The sequence below is a fragment of the Pantoea sp. XAF26B01_ASV70 genome (genome assembly GCF_054512635.1).
The window spans coordinates 3059272-3083740 of sequence record NZ_CM137251.1 but is presented as its reverse complement, the minus strand read 5'-3'; the positions used below and the strand labels follow the sequence as shown (position 1 = coordinate 3083740).

The 24469-nt window shown below is 53.7% G+C and carries 21 protein-coding genes and 7 tRNA genes; 4 read left to right on the top strand and 24 right to left on the bottom strand.

The genetic code is table 11. The features are described 5' to 3' along the window. Positions 1-24 precede the first annotated feature (24 nt). The 9 genes from ACX8ZY_RS14540 to miaB form a co-directional block, all read right to left on the bottom strand. Positions 25-750 (bottom strand): amino acid ABC transporter ATP-binding protein, encoded by a 726-nt coding sequence (locus ACX8ZY_RS14540; RefSeq protein ID WP_010258962.1) that lies wholly within the window; start codon positions 748-750, stop codon positions 25-27. Next, a complete protein-coding gene (gltK, locus tag ACX8ZY_RS14535) occupies positions 751-1428 on the bottom strand; it encodes a glutamate/aspartate ABC transporter permease GltK (protein ID WP_010258961.1) in 678 nt (225 codons plus the stop codon). It abuts the gene before it with no gap. Continuing rightward, a complete protein-coding gene (locus ACX8ZY_RS14530; RefSeq protein ID WP_010258960.1) occupies positions 1428-2168 on the bottom strand; it encodes an amino acid ABC transporter permease in 741 nt (246 codons plus the stop codon). The genes gltK and ACX8ZY_RS14530 overlap by 1 nt, the downstream gene beginning before the upstream one ends. A 280-nt stretch (positions 2169-2448) precedes the next feature. Next, positions 2449-3345, bottom strand: a complete 897-nt coding sequence (locus ACX8ZY_RS14525) for an amino acid ABC transporter substrate-binding protein (RefSeq protein ID WP_010258958.1) — start codon at positions 3343-3345, stop codon at positions 2449-2451. Between the two features lie 440 nt (positions 3346-3785). Continuing rightward, the gene (gene lnt, locus ACX8ZY_RS14520; protein ID WP_010258955.1) at positions 3786-5309 is read right to left on the bottom strand and encodes an apolipoprotein N-acyltransferase; all 1524 of its coding nucleotides are present in this window, start codon (positions 5307-5309) and stop codon (positions 3786-3788) included. Between the two features lie 4 nt (positions 5310-5313). Further along, entirely contained in the window at positions 5314-6195 is an 882-nt protein-coding gene (gene corC / locus ACX8ZY_RS14515) for a CNNM family magnesium/cobalt transport protein CorC (protein ID WP_008925004.1), read from the bottom strand. A gap of 82 nt (positions 6196-6277) precedes the next feature. Continuing rightward, positions 6278-6751, bottom strand: coding sequence for an rRNA maturation RNase YbeY (gene ybeY / locus ACX8ZY_RS14510; protein WP_010671280.1), 474 nt, complete (start codon positions 6749-6751; stop codon positions 6278-6280). Beyond that, on the bottom strand, positions 6748-7809 hold the full coding sequence (locus ACX8ZY_RS14505; RefSeq protein WP_010258952.1) for a PhoH family protein: 1062 nt from the start codon (positions 7807-7809) through the stop codon (positions 6748-6750). The genes ybeY and ACX8ZY_RS14505 overlap by 4 nt, the downstream gene beginning before the upstream one ends. Positions 7810-8018: 209 nt before the next feature. After that, positions 8019-9443, bottom strand: a complete 1425-nt coding sequence (gene miaB, locus ACX8ZY_RS14500) for a tRNA (N6-isopentenyl adenosine(37)-C2)-methylthiotransferase MiaB (protein WP_010671281.1) — start codon at positions 9441-9443, stop codon at positions 8019-8021. Between the two features lie 172 nt (positions 9444-9615). Here miaB and ubiF point away from each other — a divergent pair, with 172 nt between their 5' ends. After that, a complete protein-coding gene (gene ubiF, locus ACX8ZY_RS14495) occupies positions 9616-10788 on the top strand; it encodes a 3-demethoxyubiquinol 3-hydroxylase (protein WP_022626049.1) in 1173 nt (390 codons plus the stop codon). 99 nt (positions 10789-10887) lie between these two features. On the opposite strand, the gene ACX8ZY_RS14490 is transcribed toward ubiF, so the two are convergent. From ACX8ZY_RS14490 to nagB, 12 genes are all read right to left on the bottom strand, one after another. After that, positions 10888-10962, bottom strand: a tRNA-Gln gene (locus tag ACX8ZY_RS14490). A gap of 30 nt (positions 10963-10992) precedes the next feature. Next, a tRNA-Gln gene (locus ACX8ZY_RS14485) sits at positions 10993-11067 on the bottom strand. 6 nt (positions 11068-11073) lie between these two features. After that, positions 11074-11150, bottom strand: a tRNA-Met gene (locus ACX8ZY_RS14480). Between the two features lie 22 nt (positions 11151-11172). Then, a tRNA-Gln gene (locus ACX8ZY_RS14475) sits at positions 11173-11247 on the bottom strand. A gap of 34 nt (positions 11248-11281) precedes the next feature. Continuing rightward, positions 11282-11356, bottom strand: a tRNA-Gln gene (locus ACX8ZY_RS14470). A 22-nt stretch (positions 11357-11378) separates the two neighbouring features. Further along, positions 11379-11463 (bottom strand) — tRNA-Leu (locus ACX8ZY_RS14465). Positions 11464-11472: 9 nt separating this feature from the next. Continuing rightward, positions 11473-11549: transfer RNA gene (locus tag ACX8ZY_RS14460), tRNA-Met, on the bottom strand. A gap of 218 nt (positions 11550-11767) precedes the next feature. Continuing rightward, a complete protein-coding gene (gene asnB / locus ACX8ZY_RS14455; protein WP_264366996.1) occupies positions 11768-13435 on the bottom strand; it encodes an asparagine synthase B in 1668 nt (555 codons plus the stop codon). Between the two features lie 307 nt (positions 13436-13742). Beyond that, on the bottom strand, positions 13743-14495 hold the full coding sequence (locus ACX8ZY_RS14450) for an HAD-IIA family hydrolase (protein WP_010260664.1): 753 nt from the start codon (positions 14493-14495) through the stop codon (positions 13743-13745). A 39-nt stretch (positions 14496-14534) separates the two neighbouring features. Continuing rightward, positions 14535-15755 carry a DNA-binding transcriptional regulator NagC gene (nagC, locus tag ACX8ZY_RS14445; RefSeq protein WP_010260667.1) on the bottom strand — a complete coding sequence of 407 codons (1221 nt, stop codon included), beginning with the start codon at positions 15753-15755 and terminating at the stop codon, positions 14535-14537. A 7-nt stretch (positions 15756-15762) separates the two neighbouring features. Continuing rightward, positions 15763-16911: an N-acetylglucosamine-6-phosphate deacetylase gene (gene nagA, locus ACX8ZY_RS14440; protein ID WP_010671285.1), complete on the bottom strand. Its 1149-nt coding sequence runs from the start codon at positions 16909-16911 to the stop codon at positions 15763-15765. Positions 16912-16973: 62 nt separating this feature from the next. Further along, entirely contained in the window at positions 16974-17774 is an 801-nt protein-coding gene (gene nagB / locus ACX8ZY_RS14435; RefSeq protein ID WP_010260676.1) for a glucosamine-6-phosphate deaminase, read from the bottom strand. 328 nt (positions 17775-18102) lie between these two features. On the opposite strand from nagB, the gene nagE reads away from it, so the two are divergent. From nagE to ACX8ZY_RS14420, 3 genes are all read left to right on the top strand, one after another. After that, entirely contained in the window at positions 18103-20130 is a 2028-nt protein-coding gene (nagE, locus tag ACX8ZY_RS14430; RefSeq protein ID WP_031293061.1) for an N-acetylglucosamine-specific PTS transporter subunit IIBC, read from the top strand. Between the two features lie 152 nt (positions 20131-20282). Beyond that, on the top strand, positions 20283-21950 hold the full coding sequence (gene glnS, locus ACX8ZY_RS14425; RefSeq protein WP_010671287.1) for a glutamine--tRNA ligase: 1668 nt from the start codon (positions 20283-20285) through the stop codon (positions 21948-21950). A gap of 235 nt (positions 21951-22185) precedes the next feature. Then, positions 22186-22581 carry a hypothetical protein gene (locus ACX8ZY_RS14420; RefSeq protein ID WP_010260686.1) on the top strand — a complete coding sequence of 132 codons (396 nt, stop codon included), beginning with the start codon at positions 22186-22188 and terminating at the stop codon, positions 22579-22581. A gap of 71 nt (positions 22582-22652) precedes the next feature. On the opposite strand, the gene fur is transcribed toward ACX8ZY_RS14420, so the two are convergent. The 3 genes from fur to ybfE form a co-directional block, all read right to left on the bottom strand. Beyond that, on the bottom strand, positions 22653-23096 hold the full coding sequence (gene fur / locus ACX8ZY_RS14415) for a ferric iron uptake transcriptional regulator (RefSeq protein WP_009091454.1): 444 nt from the start codon (positions 23094-23096) through the stop codon (positions 22653-22655). A gap of 348 nt (positions 23097-23444) precedes the next feature. Next, the gene (fldA, locus tag ACX8ZY_RS14410; protein WP_010671288.1) at positions 23445-23975 is read right to left on the bottom strand and encodes a flavodoxin FldA; all 531 of its coding nucleotides are present in this window, start codon (positions 23973-23975) and stop codon (positions 23445-23447) included. Positions 23976-24107: 132 nt separating this feature from the next. After that, the gene (gene ybfE, locus ACX8ZY_RS14405; protein WP_010260688.1) at positions 24108-24383 is read right to left on the bottom strand and encodes a LexA regulated protein; all 276 of its coding nucleotides are present in this window, start codon (positions 24381-24383) and stop codon (positions 24108-24110) included. Positions 24384-24469: the final 86 nt, after the last annotated feature.

The following is a 24469-nucleotide window of genomic DNA, read 5'->3' as shown; positions in this document are numbered from 1 at the left end:
GGGTGACCCGCCTGTTCGTCAGGTTTAGTGCAGGATTTTTGCGAGGAAATCTTTAGCGCGCTCAGACTGTGGGTTATTAAAGAAGTCATCTTTGTTGGTGTCTTCGATAATTTTCCCTTCATCCATAAAGATCACGCGATTGGCAACCTTACGGGCGAAGCCCATCTCATGGGTCACCACCATCATCGTCATCCCTTCCTGTGCCAGTTCAACCATCACATCCAGCACTTCGTTGATCATTTCCGGATCCAGCGCGGAGGTGGGTTCATCAAACAGCATCGCGATAGGGTCCATGCAGAGCGCTCGCGCAATCGCCACACGCTGCTGCTGACCGCCTGAGAGCTGGCCGGGAAACTTCTCAGCATGGGCGGAAAGACCCACACGCTTCAGCAGCTTCAGCCCTTTATCGCGGGCTGCCGCTTTGTCGCGCTTCAGCACTTTTACCTGCGCCAGAACCAGGTTGTTGATAATGCTCAGATGCGGAAACAGCTCGAAGTGCTGGAACACCATCCCGACCTGGCTGCGAAGCTGCGCAAGATTAGTCTTTTTGTTATTCACCTCGGTGCCGTTCACCGCAATCACGCCCTGCTGAATCGGCTCAAGGCCGTTCACCGTTTTGATCAGCGTTGATTTACCGGAGCCGGACGGGCCGCACACCACCACCACTTCACCGGTTTTGACGTCGGTTGAGCAGTCGGTCAGCACCTGAAAGTGACCATACCACTTAGAAACATTTTTCAGGCTAATCATTTAAACCGTCCTTTTTCTTTTTAGATAGCTGACCAACAGCGATGCGCTCAGGCTGATAACGAAGTAGACCAGACCTGCAAACAGAACCATTTCAACCTGGGTGCCATCACGCTCACCAATGGTGGACGCGGTACGGAAGAAGTCCGCCAGGCTTAAGACATAAACCAGCGAGGTATCCTGGAACAGCACGATACCCTGCGTCAGTAACAGCGGAACCATGGCGCGAAACGCCTGTGGCAGGATGATCAGTCGCATTGCCTGCCACTGCGTCATGCCCAGCGCCAGAGCCGCACTGCCCTGTCCACGCGAGATACTGATGATGCCGGCGCGAATAATTTCAGAGTAGTACGCCGCTTCGAATAGCGAAAAGGCGACCATGGCTGAAATCAGTCGGATATCCGTTTTGGGCGACAGCCCCAGCACCTGCTGCAGAAAACTCGGCACGACCAGATAGAACCACAGCAGCACCATAACCAGCGGCACCGAGCGGAACAGGTTGACGTAAATTTTAGCGAACCAGCTGATAGGCTTAAACGTCGACAGGCGCATCACCGCCAGCAGAGTGCCCCACAGAATGCCGAAGACCACGGCGGTAATCGTGATCTTAAAGGTGATCACTAAGCCATTAAGCAGATAGGGCAGGCTGGGTGTAATCGAACTCCAGTCAAACTCGTACATTACTTGCCTCCCGCATTGCCTGGCAGCCGGACTTTGCGCTCGACCAGACTCATCAACAACATAATCACCAGGTTAATCGCAACGTAGGCCAGCGTAATGGCGGTAAAGGATTCATAGGCGTGGGCAGAATAGTCGAGCAGTTTGCCCGCCTGCGCCGCCATATCGACCAGACCAATGGTGGAGGCGATAGCGGAGTTCTTCACCAGGTTCAGCATTTCCGAGGTCATCGGCGGCACAATCACGCGATACGCATTCGGCAGCAGCACATAGCGATAGGTCTGCGGCAGGGTTAAGCCCATCGCCAGACCGGCATTCTTCTGTCCACTCGGCAGTGACTGAATCGCTGCGCGCACCTGCTCGCAGACGCGGGCGGCGGTAAACAGGCCAAGACAGATCATCGAGGAGAGGAAGAACTGAATGTTGGGATCCAGCTCAGACTTAAACCACATGCCAAGCTTTTCGCCCACCAGCTCGGGCGCCACCAGATACCAGAAGAAGAACTGGACGATCAGTGGGATGTTACGAAACAGTTCGACATAGCAGGTGCCAATGGTCGACAGCAGGCGATTAGGCACGGTGCGCAGAATGCCGAAAAATGAACCCACGCAGAAGGCGATAATCCAGGCGCAGCAGGAGACGGCAATCGTCACCTGAAAACCGGACCACAGCCAGCCGAGGTAGGTCGTGTTACCGAACGGGGCCTGTTCGAGGAATATGCCCCAGTTCCAATCGATACCCATAACGAGCTCCGGAAAAAAAGGGTAGCTAAGCTACCCTGAAGATTGATGAACGGCGTTTTATTTCCTGACTCAGGGGAACGACCCGTGTCAGTCTGTCTGTCCATGCCGCGGTTTCAGCAATCGAGAGGGCAGCCAGGCCGCCCTTGTTATACCCGTCGTCTTTCAGGCTGCATTTTTGTTGGCTACATTCACTCACCCGAATCACTTACCGGAGCAGGCTCATCGGGAGTCATTTTTCTGCTGCCTCAATGCAATCTGAAATCCATTGGGTATTTTGTTGTTAATTCAGTGCTTTATCATTTGGTGTTTTGAACAGCGCTTTCATGTCATCAGAGAGCTCAAAGTTCATGTTCAGGTTCTTTGGTGGAATCGGCTGTTTGAACCAGGTGTCGAACCATTTTTCTGCCTGGCCAGAGGTCTGGGCTTTAGCAATGGTTTCATCCACCAGCGCTTTGAACTGCGGATCATCTTTACGCAGCATGCAGCCATAGGCTTCTTTTGACTGTGGCGTGCCCAGAATTTCCCAGTTGTCCGGCTTTTTGGCTTTGGCGCGTTCGCCTGCCAGCAGGGCATCATCCATCATAAAGGCCACGGCACGACCGGTTTCCAGCGTACGGAAGGAGTCACCGTGATCTTTTGCGCTGATGATGCGCAGATCCAGTTTCTGTTCGTCGTTGAGTTTGTGCAGCAGCACTTCAGAGGTGGTACCTGAGGTCACCACTACGGTTTTGCCTTTCAGGTCAGCGAAATCTTTGATCGGGCCATCTTTCTTCACCAGCAGACGGGTGCCGATAACAAAAATAGTGTCTGAGAAGGCGGCCTGTTTCTGGCGCTCAAGGTTGTTGGTGGTCGAGCCACACTCATAATCGTAGGTGCCGTTTTGCAGCAGCGGAATACGGTTTTGTGAGGTGATCGGGATCATTTTGACCTGCAGATCAGGCTTGTTCAGCTTTGCTTTAATCGCTTCAACGATGGCGTTTGAGTAAGCCTGTGAGTAGCCGACGACTTTTTGCTGGTTGTCATAATAAGAAAAGGGAACTGATGATTCGCGATGCCCGACCACAATGACGCCATTGTCATTGATCTTCTTCAGGGTGCCGCTGAGATCTTCCGCCTGGGCCGCTCCCGCCGCTGCGCTGATCAGCAGAAGAGATAATGCCACTTTGCGTAGTTGCATGTTCCAACTCCTTCGTATGAAAAAGGCACAGGATATAACCTGCGCTGATTATGATGTTGTGTCTGTTTTCTGCTGCGTTTCTGCTCATTCTGCGGTTTAAACGGGCGCAGAAGAGTCATTAACATAGCGGATTGTTAACGCAATGAAACAAAAAAGTTTCTTTTTTGCGAGGTGATACGCACCAAAAAAAGGCAATTTTTTCACCCTGCGCGTTAATGGTGCAGCAGCGTCAATTGTTTTGGTGCAACCCGCCCGGCATCAGCGCCTGCAATCAGCCTGTTTGCGAAAAGCAGTGAAACATTTTGCAATCATCGTGCCAGAAAGAGGTTATGGGTTAGAAAGACAGCAGAGTGTGCGGCGTGGGGAGTGAAAAAAACCGGAGAGTCACCATGAAAAAGGCGAAGCACGTGCTTCGCCTTCAGTGAGCACAGGAGGGGAGGTTATCGACGACGGCGCAGGAGTGCTATCACCGCCGCCAGCAGCGTCAGTGACCACACTGGCCAGATGCCAGCCCGCGCATACGGGGTTTCTCCCTGTGTTGGCGTAACCTTGCTGGTCAGCACATCGCGGGTAAACTGCGGCAGCATGGCTTCCACATCACCACTGGCATTGACCACCGCCGTCACACCATTATTGGTGCTGCGCAACAGCGGACGTCCCAGTTCCAGCGCACGCATCCTCGCCATCTGGAAGTGCTGCCATGGGCCGATAGAGTGACCAAACCAGGCATCGTTCGAAACGGTGAGCAGGAAGTTGGTGTCAGGATGGAAGTTGGCCCGCACCTGTTCACCCAGCACGATCTCATAACAGATGGCGCTGGTCAGGTTATAGCCCGCCACGCTGAGTTGCGGCTGGAGGTAGTTGCCACGACTGAATGCCGACATCGGCAGATCGAAGAACGGGGCCAGCGGACGCAGCAGATCGGCCAGCGGCACAAATTCGCCAAACGGCACCAGGTGATTCTTCTGGTAACGATTGCCGCTGAAGTAGTTGTACGGCGCTTTGCCGCCCAGCACGATCACGGTGTTGTAATCGTGATATCGGTTCTGCTCCAGCCGGGAGTCCACAATGCCGGTGATCAGCGAGCTGCCGCGCTCACGCAGTTCGTCATCCAGCGAACGCAGGAACGGCTGCTGATTACTCTCCAGATCGGTAATTGCCGATTCAGGCCAGATAATAATCGGCGCTTTGCCCATCAGCGGCTGACTCAGACCGTTGTAAATGCGCAGGGTAGTGAGCAGCTGCTGCGGATCCCACTTCATCGATTGCGGGATGTTTCCCTGCACCAGCGCCACCTCGACGGCCCGCTCGGGCATCGGCTGAACCCACTGGATGTAGCGCAACGGCCATGGCAATGCCAGCAGCAGCAGCGCTGCTACCAGACTTCTGACGTTGCGCTGTTGCAGGGCATAAGCCAGCAGGCCAGCCACCACCATCAGCAGGAAGGTCAGCGTCTCTACGCCCGCCAGTGGGGCCAGGCCTTTTAACGGGCCATCGATCTGGCTGTAACCAAACTGCAGCCACGGAAAGCCGGTCAGCACCCAGCCGCGCAGGAACTCGGTGATCTGCCACAATGCCGGTGCCGCCAGCGCCAGGCGCCACAGCGTCGTTCGCGGCCAGATGCGATTCAGTACGCCGGCAAACAGCGCCGGGTAGATCGCCAGATAAGCCGCCAGCAGCGCTACGATAAAGACATTGACCGGGCCAGGCATGCCGCCAAAAGTGGCGACACTGACATAAACCCAGTTGATGCCACTGCCGAACAGACCTAAACCCCAGACAAACCCAATGGCGCTGGCCTGCGGGCTGGAGCGGTTAAGAGTCAGCAGCTGTAAGCCGCACAGCGAGAGCAGTGCAGCGGGCCAGAAATCGTAGGGAGAAAAGGCGAGGGTGCCAAGTGCACCCGTTATTAAAGCCAGCAGCAGGCGAACCCGCTGACGCGGGTAGAGTGAGGCTAAAGCCATAGACTTATTCGTCTTCCAGTTGAGGTTGTGGCGAATTTTCCGGAATAGTCACGTGAACCTGGATGATGCGGCGGCTGTCAGCCATCGCCACCTTGAACTGGTAACCCTCAATCTCGATGCTTTCACCGCGAGCGGGCAGATGACCGAAGCCCTGCATCACCAGACCACCGATGGTGTCGACTTCATCGTCACTGAACTGGGTGCCAAACACCTCGTTGAAATCTTCAATGGCGGTCAGTGCACGCACGGTAAAGGTGTGACGGTTGAGCTGACGGATATCACGATCTTCTTCGTCGTCATACTCATCTTCAATTTCACCGACGATCAGCTCCAGGATGTCTTCAATGGTCACCAGACCGGAGACACCGCCAAACTCATCAATGACGATCGCCATGTGGTAACGCTGGGAGCGGAACTCTTTCAGCATCCGGTCAACACGCTTACTTTCAGGCACAACCACCGCAGGACGCAGCACTTTCTCAATGCTGAAAGGCTCAGATTCGCTGCTCATAAACGGCAGCAGATCTTTCGCCATCAGAATCCCTTCCACATGATCTTTATCTTCGCTGATCACCGGGAAACGAGAATGGGCGGATTCGATGATGACATCCAGACACTCTTCGAGGCTCTGATTACGTTTCAGGGTGATCATTTGCGAGCGCGGGATCATGATGTCACGCACGCGCTGCTCCGCAATATCCAGTACCCCTTCGAGCATGTCGCGGGTGTCCTGGTCAATCAGCTCTTTGTTATTCGAGTCGCGGATCAGCTCCAGTAGCTCATCACGGCTTTTTGGTTCACCGTGAAAGAGTTGGTTGATCAACAGGGAGAAAAATCCCTTTTTACTACTGGGTGCATCGCTGTTTTGAGAATGGTCGTCGCTCATGGCGGTTTTTATAGATCTCTCTGGTGAGGAATAGGTGCTGTCAGTAGCCTGTACTGACAGCAGGATTGACTGAATTCAGGATTCAGGCGTCTTCTTTCTCCGAAATGTACGGATCAGGATACCCAAGAGCAAGCATTATCTCGGTCTCCAGCCCTTCCATCTCGTCCGCTTCGTCGTCTTCAATATGGTCGTAACCCAGCAGATGCAGCGTGCCGTGTACCACCATATGTGCCCAATGGGCTTCAGCGCTTTTACCCTGTTCAGCGGCTTCCTGCTCAACGACCTGGCGGCAGATGATCAGATCGCCCAGCAGCGGCAGCTCAATGCCCGGCGGTGCTTCAAACGGGAAAGAGAGGACGTTGGTCGGCTTGTCTTTGCCGCGATAAGTCAGATTAAGCTCATGACTCTCTGCTTCATCAACCAGACGCACCGTAACTTCGCTTTCCGGCTGAAAAGGGGTGACAGCCGCTGACAGCCAGCGATGAAACTGGCTTTCATCAGGCAGGTCAGCGGTGCTGTCACAGGCGACCTGCAGGTCGAGAATCACCTCGCTCATTTGCTCTCCTGCGTGGCGCTCTGTGCAGCCAGTGCTTCACGTTTACGCTCTTCGGCCTGCTGGTCACGACGGGTCTGATCGGCCGCTTCCCAGGCTTCATAGGCGGTAACAATGCGGGCAACTACCGGATGGCGCACCACATCTTCGCTGTGGAAGAAGTTGAAGCTGATCTCTTCAACGTCCGCCAGCACCTCAATGGCATGACGCAGGCCTGACTTGACGTGACGCGGCAGGTCAATCTGGGTAACGTCGCCGGTAATCACCGCTTTAGAGTTAAAGCCGATACGCGTCAGGAACATTTTCATCTGCTCGATGGTGGTGTTCTGGCTCTCATCAAGAATGATAAACGCATCGTTCAGGGTACGACCACGCATGTAGGCCAGCGGGGCGACTTCAATGACGTTGCGCTCCATCAGCTTTTCCACCCGCTCGAAGCCGAGCATTTCGAACAGCGCATCGTAGAGCGGACGCAGATAAGGGTCGACTTTCTGGCTCAGATCGCCTGGCAGAAAGCCCAGCTTTTCACCCGCTTCGACGGCAGGGCGGGTCAGCATGATGCGGCGAATCTCCTGACGCTCCAGCGCATCCACTGCCGCGGCTACCGCCAGATAGGTTTTACCGGTACCCGCCGGGCCGACACCAAAGGTGATATCGTGGTCGAGCACATTAGCGATGTACTGGGCCTGGTTTGGAGTGCGCGGCTTGATCACACCGCGTTTGGTCTTGATATTGACCGCTTTACCATACTCCGGCACGCTCTCAGCGGTTTGCTCCAGTACCCGGCTCTCTTTGATCGCCAGGTGAATCTGATCAGGCTCGATATCCGGGATGTCGCCACGCACAGGCGCGGTATCGACATAGAGGGTTTTCAGAATATCTGCTGCGGCATTCACGCAAAGTGGACGTCCTGACAGCTTAAAAACGTTGTCGCGACGATTGATCTCAATGCCCAGACGACGTTCAAGCTGTTTTACATTATCGTCGAAAGGCCCACACAGGCTCATCAGACGACGGTTATCAGCCGGTTCAAGGGCGATTTCACGAGTTTCGATATTCAAACGAATCCTTTGGGTCACTCAGGGCCAGTTATGGGATGTGTCTGACGCACCGTTAAACTTAACCGGATGCACCATAACGAAATTATTTATGCCGTAACGCCTGGGCGCAAGCTTATGGAGAGATATTTGGGCGACACTTTCAGAAAGCAAGTGGTGCAAAGTGAAATTGGCGGCAACGCGATGCGCGCTGCCGCACAGTAAAGCAGGCATCACGGCTGGAACAGACTCACGCCGATTTCATTTTCTTTACGGGTACGGGCGATCACGGACGCCGGGCTTTCCGCCATGCGCAGCCCCATCTCTTCTTCAGTACGCACCAGTTTGCCGCGCAGCGAGTTGGTGTAGACATCGACAATCTCAACATCCACAAAGCGGCCGATCATTTCAGGCGAGCCTTCGAAATTTACTACGCGGTTATTTTCGGTGCGGCCAGAGACTTCCATCACGTTCTTGCGGGAGATGCCTTCCACCAGAATACGCTGCACTGTGCCCACCATGCGGCGACTGATCGCCTGCGCCTGCTGGTTAATGCGGTCCTGCAGGATCCACAGACGCTGCTTTTTCTCCTCTTCGCTGACATCATCCGGCAGGTCAGCGGCGGGCGTGCCGGGACGGGCAGAGTAGATAAAGCTGAAGCTGACGTCGAAATTGATCTCGGCGATAAGCTTCATGGTCTGCTCGAAATCCTGCTGAGTTTCGCCGGGGAAACCAATGATGAAGTCAGAGCTGATCTCAATATCCGGGCGCGCCGCGCGCAGCTTGCGGATAATCGCCTTATACTCCAGCGCGGTATGAGCACGCTTCATCAGTGTAAGAATACGGTCTGATCCACTCTGAACCGGCAGGTGCAGGAAGCTCACCAGTTCCGGCGTATCGCGGTAGACCTCGATGATGTCATCGGTGAACTCAATCGGGTGGCTGGTGGTGAAGCGAATGCGGTCGATACCGTCGATGGCGGCGACCAGGCGCAGCAGCTCAGCGAAGGTACAGATTTCACCATCAAAGGTGGCACCACGATAGGCGTTAACGTTCTGGCCAAGCAGGTTAACTTCACGCACGCCCTGCGCTGCCAGCTGAGCGATCTCCAGCAGAATGTCATCGCTCGGACGGCTCACTTCCTCGCCACGGGTGTAAGGCACCACGCAGAAAGTACAATATTTGTTGCAGCCTTCCATGATGGAGACAAAGGCAGTCGGGCCGTCTGCGCGCGGTTCCGGCAGGCGATCAAATTTCTCGATTTCCGGGAAGCTGATGTCGACCACCGGGCTTTTGGTGCCGCGCACGGTGTTGATCATCTCCGGCAGGCGGTGCAGTGTCTGCGGACCAAAAACGATATCCACGCAGGGCGCACGCTGGCGGATATGATCCCCTTCCTGCGACGCCACGCAGCCGCCCACGCCGATAATCACATCCGGGTTGCGCTCTTTGAGTTTTCTCCAGCGTCCCAGCAGGTGGAATACCTTCTCCTGCGCTTTCTCACGAATAGAACAGGTGTTAAGCAGCAGAATATCCGCCTCTTCAGGAACCTCGGTCAGCGTATAGCCGTGCGTACTGTTCAGCAGATCAGACATCTTGGATGAATCATACTCATTCATCTGACATCCCCAGGTTTTGATATGCAGTTTTTTTGTCATCGCGCTAACCATTGATTCAGTGCAGTGAAGTGCGGGGCGCGTATTGTAATGCTTTGATGCTGTTGTGACCAGCCTCAGGGCTTTTCTGCCAGCAATCCGGTTTTCCGGTACACTTTGCTTTATTCAGACCCGTGTTGCGCAGGCTGGCGGGAATAAGAGAGGGACATAAGCAATGCAGGATAATCAGTTTGATGTAGTGATTGTTGGCGGTGGCATGGTCGGTGCGGCGCTGGCCTGTGGACTGACGCAGCAACATTTTCGCGTTGCGGTCATTGAGCGTGCCGAACCCGCGCCTTTTGATGCCGACAGCGATCCCGATCTGCGAATTTCGGCGATTGGGTCATCCTCGGTGGGGTTGCTGAAGCAGCTCAACGTCTGGCCACGGGTAGAGGCGATGCGCAGCGCGCCCTATCGCAGGCTGGAAACCTGGGAGTGGCAGACGGCGCAGGTGAGTTTTGATGCGGCCTCGCTGGGGCTGCCCGAGCTGGGCTTTATGGTCGAGAACAGCGTGCTTCAGCGGGCGCTATGGGAGGAGATGCAGTCGCTGGGCGTGACCTGCTATTGCCCGGCCACACTGGAGAACCTGCAGCCAGAAAATGGCGGCTGGCGCATCGACCTCAACGACGGCGTTGCCTTACACGCCCGCCTGGTGGTTGGGGCTGATGGCGCGAACTCTCAGGTGCGACAGATGGCCGGGATCGGTATTCATGGCTGGAGCTATGCGCAATCCTGTTTACTGATCAGCGTGACCTGCGAACATCCGGCAGGCGATGCGACCTGGCAGCACTTTACGCCTCAGGGACCGCGCGCCTTCTTGCCGCTGTATGGCAACCGGGCCTCGCTGGTCTGGTATGACGCGCCTGCAAGAGTCCGCCAGCTACAGGCGATGCCGATGGCCCAGCTGGAAAAAGAGATAGCCAGCCATTTCCCGGCGCGGCTGGGACGTTTTAAAGCCCACGCGGCGGGCGGCTTCCCGCTGGTACGGCGTCACGCTTCACGGTATGTCCTGCCAGGACTGGCGCTGGTCGGTGATGCCGCGCATACCATTAATCCGCTGGCCGGGCAGGGCGTGAATCTGGGCTATCGCGATATTGATGCGTTGATTAATGTGCTGGTCAGCGCACGCGGTGCGGCGGAGGATTGGGCATCCGAGCGCGTATTGCAGCGCTATCACCGGCAACGTCGTAAAGACAATATGCTGATGCAGGGCGGCATGGATCTGTTCTATTTTGCCTTCAGCAATCAGCTGGCACCGCTGCGGTTTGCACGTAATCTCGGATTGATTGCCGCCGAACATTCCGGGGTACTGAAGCGGCAGGTATTGCGCTACGCGCTGGGGTTATAGCAGATTGCGCATGTTGGCTCGCCGCACGGCGGGCCTGCAATCAGGAAGGGGAACGACAAAAACAACAAAGCCCGCAAAAGCGGGCCAGGTTGTGCAATTTGGCTGGGGTGCAGGGATTCGAACCCCGGAATGCTGGTATCAGAAACCAGTGCCTTACCGCTTGGCGACACCCCAATAATGGTGTTTTTCAAATTGTCTTTTGTATGGCTGGGGTGCAGGGATTCGAACCCCGGAATGCTGGTATCAGAAACCAGTGCCTTACCGCTTGGCGACACCCCAATTATATGGTGGCTACGACGGGAATCGAACCTGTGACCCCAGCATTATGAGTGCTGTGCTCTAACCAGCTGAGCTACGTAGCCAAATTGTACTGCATTTCAATGATGGCTGGGATACCTGGATTCGAACCAGGGAATGCCGGTATCAAAAACCGGTGCCTTACCGCTTGGCGATATCCCATTCGTCCGTTCTCAGCCTCGAGAATCATCGAAATTGGCTGGGATACCTGGATTCGAACCAGGGAATGCCGGTATCAAAAACCGGTGCCTTACCGCTTGGCGATATCCCATCCACGCTGCCGAATAATGAAATGGTGCGGGAGGCGAGACTTGAACTCGCACACCTTGCGGCGCCAGAACCTAAATCTGGTGCGTCTACCAATTTCGCCACTCCCGCAAAAAAAGATGGTGGCTACGACGGGAATCGAACCTGTGACCCCAGCATTATGAGTGCTGTGCTCTAACCAGCTGAGCTACGTAGCCATCTTTTTTTCGCGTTACCTTCATCGGCGTTGCGGGGCGCATTATGCGGAGTTGACCAGACAGCGTCAACAATTTTTTTACCGTTTTTTGCCAGATAATCGCTGTTTGACTGGCTTATAACCAGCCTGGGTGTTTATTCGGCAATTTTTCAGTGAATACAACGCTAATCGTAAAAAAAATGGGCCGCAGCGGGCCCATTCTGGTTGCTTTCAGCCGGCTTATTTATAGGCTGACTGATGCACACCCACGGCACGACCAGAGGGATCGTCCATGTTTTTAAACGCTTCATCCCATTCAATCGCTTTGGCAGAAGAACAGGCGACCGATGGACCGCCAGGCACACACTCTGCCGCGCTCGCCAACGGGAACAGCTCTTCAAAGATCTCACGATAGAGATAGGCTTCTTTCGAACCCGGCGTGTTGAACGGGAAGCGGAAGTGAGCGGTAGCCAGCTGCTGATCGCTGATTTGCTTCGCAGCCACTTCTTTCAGTGAGTCGATCCAGCTGTAACCCACGCCATCCGAGAACTGCTCTTTCTGACGCCACGCCACGCTCTCCGGCAGGTAAGAGGAGAAACATTCACGCAGAATGTGCTTCTCCATTTTACCGTTGCTGCCACACATTTTATCGGCCGGGTTAATACGCATCGCCACATCCAGGAATTTTTTATCCAGGAACGGTACGCGGGCTTCAACGCCCCAGGCGGACATCGCTTTGTTGGCACGGGCGCAGTCGAACATATGCAGCGCCTGCAGTTTACGTACGTTTTCTTCGTGGAACTCTTTGGCGTTTGGCGCTTTATGGAAATAGAGATAGCCGCCGAAGACTTCATCTGCGCCTTCGCCCGACAGCACCATCTTAATGCCCATCGCTTTAATTTTACGCGACATTAAGTACATTGGCGTAGAGGCACGAATGGTGGTGACGTCATAGGTTTCAATGTGATAAATCACATCGCGAATGGCATCCAGACCTTCCTGCACGGTGAAATGAATTTCATGGTGTACGGTGCCCAGATGCTCCGCCACCGATTTCGCCGCTTTTAAGTCGGGTGAACCTTCCAGCCCTACCGCGAAGGAGTGCAGCTGTGGCCACCACGCATCACTTTTATCCTGATCTTCAACCCGTTTCGCCGCGTAACGTTTGGTCACGGCTGAAATGATGGAAGAGTCCAGACCGCCTGACAGCAGCACGCCGTAAGGCACATCTGACATCAGGTGGCTTTTCACGGACTCTTCCAGCGCATGTTTCAGGCCAGCGGCGTCGGTGGTGTTGTGCTCAACGTTTTTATATTCCATCCAGTCACGCTGATAGTAACGACGGATCTCGCCATCGGTGCTGGAGAGATAGCTTCCCGGCGGGAACTCTTTGATTGAACGGCAGGCAGGCACCAGCGCTTTCATTTCTGAAGCAACAAACAGGTTGCCATGCTCATCGTTACCCATATAGAGCGGGATGATGCCGATGTGGTCGCGACCAATCAGGTACGTTTTTTTAACGGTGTCATAGAGGATAAAGGCGAACATGCCTTCCAGCTCATCGAGGAAATCGACACCTTTCTCCTGATAGAGCGCCAGAATCACTTCACAGTCAGAACCGGTCTGAAACGCGTAGCGATCGCTGAGTTCAGCGCGCAGTGCCTGATGGTTATAAATTTCGCCGTTAACTGCCAGTACGTGGGTGTGATCGGCGTTGTACAGCGGCTGTGCGCCATTGTTAACGTCAACAATTGAGAGACGTTCATGCGCCAGAATAGCATGGTCATCGGCATAGACGCCTGACCAGTCCGGGCCGCGATGACGCATTAAGCGTGAACATTCCAGCGCTTTTTTGCGCAGCTCAACAGGATCGGTTTTCAGATCCAGCACACCAAAAATTGAACACATAACTGACTCCTGAGCTCACCTTACGGCGATGTTATCTTTTGCGTTTGTCCGGCAGCCTGATGCTGCGTGATACATAAGAAAATGCGCTATTTGGTGCATTCAATGCAAGAGGAATCGTGATTTACTGATAAAAAGATTGCTTGCATGGCAATAAAATTGAATAAACGATAATTTTAAAGCCGTTTCGTTGATGGATCAGCAATAAAATAGCTTTTTCGAGCAGAAATCAGGCAGTAAAAGTGAGAGATATAGCGCAAAAAGGGGGGACGCATCACAGATTAGCCGGATGCGTCATAAGAGAAATGAATCAGAACAGGTCGATATCGGCCACAGAAGGGTAGATCCAGTCCGGACGGAACGGCATGGCATCGATATCACTCAGCGTCGAGACGCCGGAGAGCACCAGCACCGTCTCCAGACCCGCCTGAAAACCGGCCAGAATATCGGTTCGCAGATTGTCACCGACAATCACGGTCTCTTCCGAGTGGGCCTGCATTTTGTTCAGCGCGGCGCGCATAATGTAGGGGCTGGGCTTGCCGACAACAAATGGGCGACGGCCTGATATCTTCTCAATACCCGCACAGAGTGCGCCACAGGCAGGAATAAAACCGCGCGCATGGGTATCCGGGTTGGTGGCAATAAAGCGAGCGCCATTAGCCACAAAGAAGGCCGCTTTATGCATCATGTCCCAGTTAAACGAGCGCGTCTCTCCGACAATGACAAAATCGGGATTCACATCGGTAATGGTAAAGCCCGCTTTGTAGAGTTCATGAATCAGTGCGCCCTCACCAATTACATACGCCTTTTTGCCCTCCTGACGGCGCAGGAAGTCGGCGGTTGCCATTGCGGAGGTATAGAAAACGGAGTCGGGCACCTCGACACCGGCCGAGGCAAAGCGGTTAGCCAGATCCTGCTCGGTTTGCGAGGGATAGTTCGTCAGCACCACCAGCGGCATCTCTTTGGCCAGAATGCGCTGTAAAAACTCCTGTGCGCCGGGAACGGCCGTGTTGTCGTGCATCAGCACGCCATCGATATCACAAATTACGCTTTTAATGGTCATAGTCAGATCCGATATGGCCCGCCACAGCAGCGGGTTAGCTTAGTCTTCCAGAAGATGTTGCAGCAGAATGCCGTTAAGCATGGCACGTTTAGCGAGCGCAAAGGCACCAATAGCGGAACGATGATCCAGGGTGGAACGCACGACCGGCAGATTTTTACGGAAGGCCTCTAATGCCTGAGTATTAATGCAGCCCTCAATCGCGGGCAGCAGCACTTTTTCTGCTTCAGTGATCTCACCCGCCAGCACCACTTTTTGCGGATTAAACAGGTTGATCGCAATCGCGATAGCTTTGCCAAGATAACGGCCAACGTGCTCAACCACTTCGCAGGCCAGTGCATCACCCTGATTGGCCGCTTTGCAGATGTGGGATATCTGGCACGCCTCCAGCGTCAGTACGCTGGGATAGCCCTGATTCAGCAGATGGCGTACCCGATTTTCAATGGCGCCGTTGGCGGCAATGGTTTCAAGGCAGCCAAAGTTGCCGCAGTGGCAGCGCTCGCCAAGCGGGTCGACCTGAATATGGCCGATTTCGCCAACGTTGCCGTTGCTGCCGAGAAAAATATGGCCGTTGGCAATAATGCCGGCGCCCGTGCCCCGGTGTAAACGCACCAGAATCGAGTCAGCACAGTCGCGGCTTGCACCGAAATAGTGCTCGGCCAGCGCCAGGCTGCGAATATCATGACCCACAAAACTGGTAACGTTAAAACGTTTTTTCAGACTGGCGACCAGCGGCCAGCGGCTGACAGAGATGTGGGGCATATAACGGATCACGCCGTTAATCGGATCGACCAGCCCCGGCAGGATCACTGAAATCGCGATCAGCTCGCGAATTTTACGCTGGTGCTGCTCAATGAAGCTGCTGATGGCGTTAAACAGCGCATGTTCCAGCGTCTCCTGAGTGCGTTCCGGCAGCGCATAATCTTCCTGCGCCAGCGATTTACCGCTGAGGTCAAACAGAGTCAGGGTGGCGTCGTTGCGTCCGAGGCGGACGCCGATGGTATGGAAATGGCGGGTTTCAGTGATAATGGAGATGGCGCGGCGACCACCGGTAGACGCCTGCTGGTCTACCTCTTTGATCAGGCCGCGCTCAATCAACTGACGGGTAATTTTGGTGACGCTGGCGGGCGCGAGCTGGCTAAGTTCGGCAATCTGAATGCGCGATATCGGCCCCTGTTGATCAATCAGCCGGTAAACCGCTGCGCTATTGAGTTGCTTAACAAGATCGACATTTCCTATTTGTGACTGGCCGCCAGTGGTCATTCAGTGCTTACTCGCTCAGGACGTCGTCTCCGTTGACAAACGTCTTTATGATTTTAAAGTCGCGCGTAAACACAGTCAGGTTCGCGATTTTTCCTGCTTCGATCGAGCCTGACTGCCTTTCCACGCCCATCGCCCGTGCCGGGTAGAGTGTTGCCATGCGCAACGCTTCGTCCAGTGCGATCCCTGCATGTTCAACGCTGTTTTGTACCGCTTCAATCATCGTCAGGGCAGAACCACTTAATGTACCGTTTTCGTCGACACAGAGCCCATCGCGATAATAGATTGTTTTGCCTGCAAAAATAAACTCGCTTATGTCTGCGCCAGCCGGTGCAGTGGCATCCGTGACCAGCACCAGTTTGTCGCCTTTGATGCGTTTTGCATTGCGCACGTTAGCGTAATGTACATGTAAACCGTCCGCAATAATGCCGCAGTATACATCAGGCGAATCAAACAGCGCACCGATAAGCCCGGGTTCACGTCCGGCAAAGGTGGGCATGGCGTTGTAGAGGTGCGTCGCGAAACTCACACCAGCAGAAAAGCCCGCTTTAGCCTCTTCATAGGTCGCATTCGAGTGACCGGCTGAGACAATAATCCCGGCATCAGTCAATTGACGAATCACATCGCTACCCGCATTTTCAGGGGCAAGCGTGACTTTGGTGATGACGTCCGCGTTGTCACACAGGTACTGCACCATCGCCGCATCCGGCAGGCGAATCAGCGCCGGATCGTGGGTGCCTTTTTTCGCTTTGCTCAGCCAGGGCCCTTCCAGATGCAGACCCAGCGCCTGATTCTGATGTTTCTGCAGGTAGGCGCGCATGGTTTCAATCGCCCGCTTCATCAGGGCGTCGCTGCTGGTTATCAGCGTCGGTAAAAAGCTGGTGCAGCCAGACTTTTCATTGGCGCGCTGCATCGTTTCCAGCGTTTCAATGCTGAGCGCCTCAAGGCTGTCATTGAACTGCACGCCACCGCAGCCATTGAGCTGGAGATCGATAAAGCCTGGCGCAATATTTGCCCCTGCCATATCCCGCTGCTCAATATCCGCCGGGAGCGCTTCACGCGGACAGACGCGCGCAATACGCCCATCGGCAACCACCACCGCGTGATTATCCAGAACCTCATGGCCACTGTAGATTCGACCGTTAACTAATGCGTACATCTTTCTTCTCCCGTCCTGGCCTGCTGTCACTCAGCGTAACAGCAGGGCATGACAATGTTCTGTTACACGCCTTTCATATTTTCCGCTTCCATTTCGCGGAAATATTTCACGGTTTTCACTTTCAGTTCCATGGTGGCCGGCTCATCGCACACTACCACCGATTTCGCGTGCAGCTGCAGGCAGCTGATGGTCCACATATGATTAACGTTGCCTTCAACCGCCGCCTGTAATGCCTGCGCTTTAACATGGCCGGTAACCAGAATCATCACTTCCTCTGCATCCAGCAGCGTACCGACGCCGACCGTCAGCGCATATTTAGGCACCTGATCAACGTCACCGTTAAAGAAGCGGGAGTTCGCCACGCGGGTGTCATGGGTCAGGGTTTTAATGCGGGTACGGGAAGCGAGAGAGGAAGCCGGTTCGTTAAAGGCGATATGACCGTCGTTGCCAACGCCGCCCATGAACAGGTGAATTTTACCCAGCGCGCGAATTTTCTCTTCGTACTGACGACATTCTGCGTCAATATCGGGGGCATTACCATTCAGCAGGTTGATATTTTCCGGTTGAATATCAACGTGATCGAAGAAATTGCGATACATGAAGCTGTGATAGCTCTCAGGATGCTCTTTTGGCAGGCCAACATATTCATCCATATTGAATGTCACGACGTTTTTAAAACTGACCTGGCCCGCTTTGTGCATATCAATCAGGTGTTTGTACGCTTCCAGTGGCGTACCGCCGGTTGGCAGACCCAGGACAAAAGGTTTATCCGCCGTCGGGTTAAACGCATTGATACGATTAACAATATGTCGGGCGGCCCATTTTCCCACCTGGGTTGGTGTCGCTAAAGGAATCAGTCTCATGTTTCACCTCAATTGAAAATAGAAAGGGGATGGCTAAGCCGTTGCGTGAGTCACCAATCTGAACAGATGATTCATTGTCGCCATGGCCAGCGCATAATTCAATATTTCGGATCATAAAATAAGTTTACGGTCATAGCCAGATGTTGCCGTATGAAACGATGTTTTTTAGTGATAAAAATCACATTTACCAGGCTTTTAATTTGCGAGGCGAATTAATTTATCATTACACTTCGCTGCGTGATATGAAGTGTATTAACGATCTTTGCAGCTGACATAACAACATTAAGCAGCGCAAAGCGACAAGTCAGGCTCATAGGGGGAAGGGGATATGTTAGGTTACTTACAAAAGGTGGGGCGCGCACTGATGGTGCCGGTAGCAACCCTGCCAGCAGCAGCGATATTAATGGGCGTGGGCTACTGGATCGATCCAGACAGCTGGGGCGCAGGTAATGCGCTGGCGGCGTTACTGATCAAATCTGGTGCTGCCATCATCGAAAACATGTCAGTGCTGTTTGCGATTGGTGTCGCGTATGGCATGTCGAAAGATAAAGATGGTGCGGCAGCCCTGACCGGCTTTGTCGGATTCCTGGTAGTCACCACGCTCTGCTCACCGGCCGCGGTGGCGATGATACAGAAGATGCCGGTTGACCAGGTACCTGTGGCGTTTGGCAAAATTAATAACCAGTTTGTCGGTATTCTGGTCGGTATCCTGTCGGCGGAGGTCTATAACCGCTTCAGCCACGTCGAGCTGCCGAAAGCACTCTCCTTCTTCAGCGGACGGCGACTGGTGCCGATACTGGTCTCGTTCCTGATGATCCTGGTCGCCTTTATCCTGATGTATATCTGGCCGGTTATCTTTAACGGTCTGGTGGGCTTTGGTGAACATATCCAGAAGCTCGGCTCTGCCGGTGCCGGTATCTACGCCTTCTTTAACCGCCTGCTGATTCCGGTCGGTCTGCATCACGCCCTGAACTCGGTGTTCTGGTTCGATGTTGCGGGCATTAATGACATTCCTAAATTCCTTGGCGGTGCACAGTCACTGGCTGACGGATCGGCAACTGTCGGCATCACCGGTCGTTATCAGGCGGGCTTCTTCCCGATCATGATGTTTGGTCTGCCGGGTGCTGCGCTGGCTATCTACCACTGTGCGCGCCCTGAGAACCGCGTCAAAGTGGGTAGTATCATGCTGGCCGCGGCGTTTGCTGCCTTCTTTACGGGTATTACCGAACCGCTGGAGTTCTCCTTCATGTTCGTGGCACCCGTGCTTTATCTGATCCACGCCGTCCTGACCGGTATTTCTGTCTTCATCGCTGCCAGCATGCACTGGATTGCCGGATTTGGTTTCAGCGCCGGGCTGGTGGATATGGTGCTGTCGACCCGTAATCCGCTGGCGACACACTGGTACATGCTGATCCCGCAGGGTCTGGTCTTCTTCGTTATCTATTATGTTGTGTTCCGCTTTACCATCAAAAAATTCAACCTGATGACGCCGGGCCGCGAGCTGGCGGTTGATGGTGATGAAACTGATGGTTATGACGTTAATGTTGATAAAACGGATAGCGGTGAAAGTGCCACAGAGTCACTGGCGCGCCGCTACATTGGGGCGATTGGTGGTTCAGCTAACTTAACCAGCATCGATGCCTGTATCACCCGTTTGCGTCTTAACGTGAATGACTCGGCGCAGGTGAATGAGGCGGTTGCTAAGCGTCTTGGCGCGTCCGGCGTAATCCGTCTTAACAAACAGAGCGTGCAGATCATCGTGGGTACCCAGGCAGAAAGCATCGCCTCGGCCATGAAAAAAGTGCTGACCAAAGGTCCGGTCGCTGCAGCGGCTACCAGCAGTGCGCCGGCCGAGCCGGACGTTAAACCGCAGGCGGTGCTGAACAGTGAGAAGCAGGTCATCGCCACGCTGCTGGCGCCGGTCAGCGGTGAAGTCGTGGCGCTGGATGATGTGCCGGATGAAGCCTTTGCGAGCAAAGCGGTGGGTGACGGTCTGGCGATCAAGCCCAGCGACAAATGGGTAGTGGCACCGATTGCCGGTACGCTGGTGAAAATCTTTAACACCAATCATGCCTTCTGTCTGGAAACCGACAATGGCGTGGAGATTGTGGTGCACATGGGGCTGGATACCGTGGCGCTGGAAGGTAAAGGCTTTACCCGTCTGGTTGAAGAGGGGGCCAGCGTGGTCGCCGGTCAGCGAGTACTGGAGATGGACCTTGAATTCCTTAACGCCAATGCCCGCTCAATGGTGAGTCCGGTCGTGGTCAGCAACAGCGACGATTTCGCCGGTCTGACTTTACTGGCACAGGGTCAGGTAATAGCAGGGGAAACCCCGCTGTATGAAGTGAAAGGCTAATCCCCGCAACAGAACCCCACAGGCAGGAAGCGATTCCTGCCTTTTTTGTTTTAAAGGCTTAACAAACGGTTGTTTCCCTCAGACGCTTTGTGGATCATACTCCGTTACTTCGTGGTACAAATCACCCGTTATTCGTATTGAGGATTTTTGAGATGAGTGAGGCTGAAGCCCGCCCAACTAACTTTATTCGTCAGATCATTGACGAAGATTTGGCGAGCGGTAAGCACAGCAGCGTGCATACCCGTTTTCCGCCGGAGCCCAATGGCTATCTGCATATTGGTCATGCGAAATCGATCTGTCTGAATTTTGGCATCGCCCAGGATTATCAGGGGCAATGCAACCTGCGTTTCGACGATACCAATCCGGTTAAAGAGGATATGGAATTCGTTGAATCCATCAAGCGTGACGTTCAGTGGCTGGGTTTTGAGTGGAGCGGTGAGGTCTGTTACTCATCAAACTATTTCGATCAGCTCTACAACTATGCCATCGAGCTGATTTCCAAAGGACTGGCCTACGTTGATGAACTGAGTCCGGATGAGATTCGTGAATATCGCGGCACCCTGAAAGAGCCGGGTAAAAACAGCCCTTATCGCGATCGCAGCGTGGAAGAGAATCTGGCGCTGTTTGAGAAGATGCGAAACGGTGAGTTTGCCGAAGGCACCGCCTGTCTGCGCGCCAAAATCGACATGGCCTCTAATTTCATCGTGATGCGCGATCCGGTGCTTTACCGCATCAAGTTCGCGGAACACCACCAGACCGGCAATAAGTGGTGCATCTACCCGATGTATGACTTTACCCACTGCATCTCCGATGCGCTGGAAGGCATTACGCACTCGCTCTGTACGCTGGAGTTCCAGGACAACCGCCGTCTCTATGACTGGGTGCTGGACAACATCACTATTCCGGTTCATCCGCGTCAGTATGAATTCTCGCGCCTGAATCTGGAGTATGCGGTGATGTCGAAACGTAAACTCACTCAGCTGGTGACCGAGAAGCACGTAGAAGGGTGGGACGATCCGCGCATGCTGACCGTTTCAGGTCTGCGTCGTCGTGGTTACACCGCCGCTTCTATCCGTGAGTTCTGTCGTCGTATTGGCGTGACCAAGCAGGATAACATCGTGGAGATGGCTTCGCTGGAGTCCTGTATCCGCGATGATCTCAACGAGAATGCGCCCCGCGCCATGGCGGTTTTAGATCCGCTTAAAGTGGTGATCGAAAACCTGCCAGCAGGCCATAGCGAAATCGTCACCATGCCAAATCATCCGGGTAAACCGGAGATGGGCACGCGTGAAGTGCCGTTCAGCCGCGAGATCTGGATCGATCGCGCGGATTTCCGTGAAGAGGCGAACAAACAATATAAGCGTCTGGTGCTGGGCAAAGAAGTCCGCCTGCGTAACGCCTATGTGATTCGTGCTGAGCGGGTCGCCAAAGATGAAGCGGGCAACATTACCTGCATCTACTGCACCAGCGATGTTGATACGCTGAGCAAAGATCCAGCCGATGGCCGCAAAGTCAAAGGCGTGATTCACTGGGTTTCTGCGGATCACGCGCAGCCAGCTGAGTTCCGTCTGTATGATCGTCTGTTCAGTGTGCCAAACCCGGCTGCTGCAGAGGATTTCCTGGCGGTCATTAATCCTGAGTCACTGACCATCAAAAACGGCTTTGTTGAACCCAGCCTGCGCGATGTGGAACCGACAACACCGTTTCAGTTTGAACGTGAAGGTTATTTCTGCGCCGACAGCGTTTACTCGAAACCGACGCAACTGGTGTTTAACCGCACCGTCGGTCTTCGTGATACCTGGACCAAAACGGGCGAATAAATTTTTTGGGGCTGACCTCATAAAATGACAAAAGGGCGATTTATCGCCCTTTTTTATTGCCCCGATTTTTACCATCGCCGACGTTTATTCTGCACTAACCACAACCGGTTCAATACCGACTTGTGGGAGTAATCTGAGTTTAAAAAAATTAATCAATTTCAGGATGTGAATTGTCAGCTTTCAGGTAGGCTATCCGCTCTCAGAGGTTGCAAAGCGGGTTACAGAAGGAAAAAAAATGACAGTTCTCGCCCAGGAAGCCAAACACAGTGTCGTCGTTTTACATCAGCTCATTGAACGTATTTTTAATCAGCCAGCCGGATCTGATGACAGTTTCCAGCTGCTGATGTCCTATTTTCATCCTGAATTTCGCATGGTGACCCCAAAGGGCAAAGAGTACAATCTGAACGAGGTCGAGGATCTTTTCCAGCAGTTACAAGGGCAGCGGGAAGGGATGCGCATTGCCACCTGTGAACATGTCATTCTCTCTCATCATGAAAAAGAGATCGTCGTACAGTATCGCGAAATGCAGATGATGAACGGCAATAACCAGAGCCGCATTTCGCTGGCCATTCTGGATTGCAGCAGCTCCATTCCACGCTGGCGCTATCTGCAGGAGACGCTGGTCGCCTGAGGTGAGGGCAGAAAACAGACGAAAAAAAACCGGTGAATTCACCGGTTTTTTTATTTCAGGCCGCGCCAGCGTTACTGGTCGTGCAGCGTTTCGTCTTCACGGCAATCGCCCAGCGTACAGTGTCCATAGAGATAGAGGCTGTGGTTGGTCAGCTTGATGCCATGGCGGGTCGCGATTTCACGCTGACGCGTTTCAATCGATTCGTCGCTGAACTCGATAACCTTGCCGCAATCCAGGCAGATCAGGTGATCGTGGTGATGCTGCTGCGTCAGTTCGAAGACAGACTTGCCGCCTTCAAAGTTGTGACGAGTCACAATACCGGCATCATCAAACTGGTTCAGAACACGGTAAACGGTCGCCAGGCCAATCTCTTCGCCAATGTCGATCAGGCGTTTATACAAATCTTCCGCACTGACGTGATGGCACTCAGGTTCCTGAAGCACTTCCAGAATTTTCAGTCTGGGCAGCGTTACTTTCAGGCCAGCCTTCTTTAATGCGGTGTTGTTGTCAGTCATGCGGATTTTGTCCTGTTACTAATATTCACTTTTGTGGCTTATCGCCTTGAATGTCGATCTGTGCTCATTCTCATTTGCGTCTCATTATAGAACTGAAGCGATGAAATGAAAACCAGAGGGCGTGTCTGAATCATCATGGGCTATTGGGGATTCGTCACCGGGCCGGGGAAGATTCTGACAGAGGTCTGTTAGCACATCACTTAGTCTTGCCGCCTGAGAAAATAAGCGGAAGATCGATGCGGGTATTCTACAGATTAAACGGAGAAAGTTAAAAAAATGTGGCTATTATTTCTATAGGCATTTTCATTGCCTCAATGTGAGCTGGCGCTCACATTGAGTCGGGCAGGATCAGGCTTCGATGATCTCTTTCAGCTGCAGTTCATCAAAAATCTGCTTAACCCACTGCTCCACACGCTGGCTGGTCAGCTCAGGCTGGCGATCTTCGTCAATGGCCAGGCCCAGGAAGTGGGTATCATCGGCCAGGCCTTTCGAGGCTTCGAAGTGATAGCCTTCAGTTGGCCAGTGTCCGACAATCACGGCACCGTGCGGTTCGATAATGTCGCGAATCGTGCCCATGGCATCACAGAAATACTCTGCGTAATCTTCCTGGTCGCCACAGCCAAACAGCGCAACCAGCTTGCCGTTAAAATCGATCTCTTCCAGCGTCGGGAAAAAGTCATCCCAGTCGCACTGCGCTTCGCCGTAGTACCAGGTCGGAATACCCAGCAGCAGGATATCAAACGCTTCCAGATCTTCTTTTGTGCTTTTTGCGATGTCATGGACTTCTGCAACATCTGTACCCAGCTGTTTCTGGATCATTTTTGCAATGTTTTCGGTATTGCCGGTATCGCTGCCGAAGAAGATGCCTACGAGTGCCATGAGTAAAATAACCTCTTAAATCCTGATGATGAGATGTGTGCCGCAGCACATTTCAGCGAATAATAGCAGACGAGAGAAAACCGGTGAACGGTTAAAGCCCCGACATTTGCCTCTGCGTGCGATTTGCCCGCATTAATCCAGTTTGAGCTGTGCCAGTAGCATCTGTTCAATCAGTTCGCTACGGCTGAGATTGCGCTGTTCTGCCAGCGTATTGAGTGCATCGACGGCGTCACTGTTCATTTTCAGTTCGACACGACGAAGCCCGCGTCCTTTGTCACGTTTCAGTTGATTGCGCTTGTTAATGCGCAGCTGTTCATCACGCGAAAGCGGACTGGTTTTGGGTCGACCGGGGCGGCGCTCATCAGCAAAGAGATCGAGCGTCGTGCGGTCAGTCTGTTCTTTTGCCATGGCTTAGTAAAACTGAATGGGGGCGGGCGCCAGACACTCACCGCGCAGATTATAAATTATTGGCCATTGCCGCAGCAAAACTGACC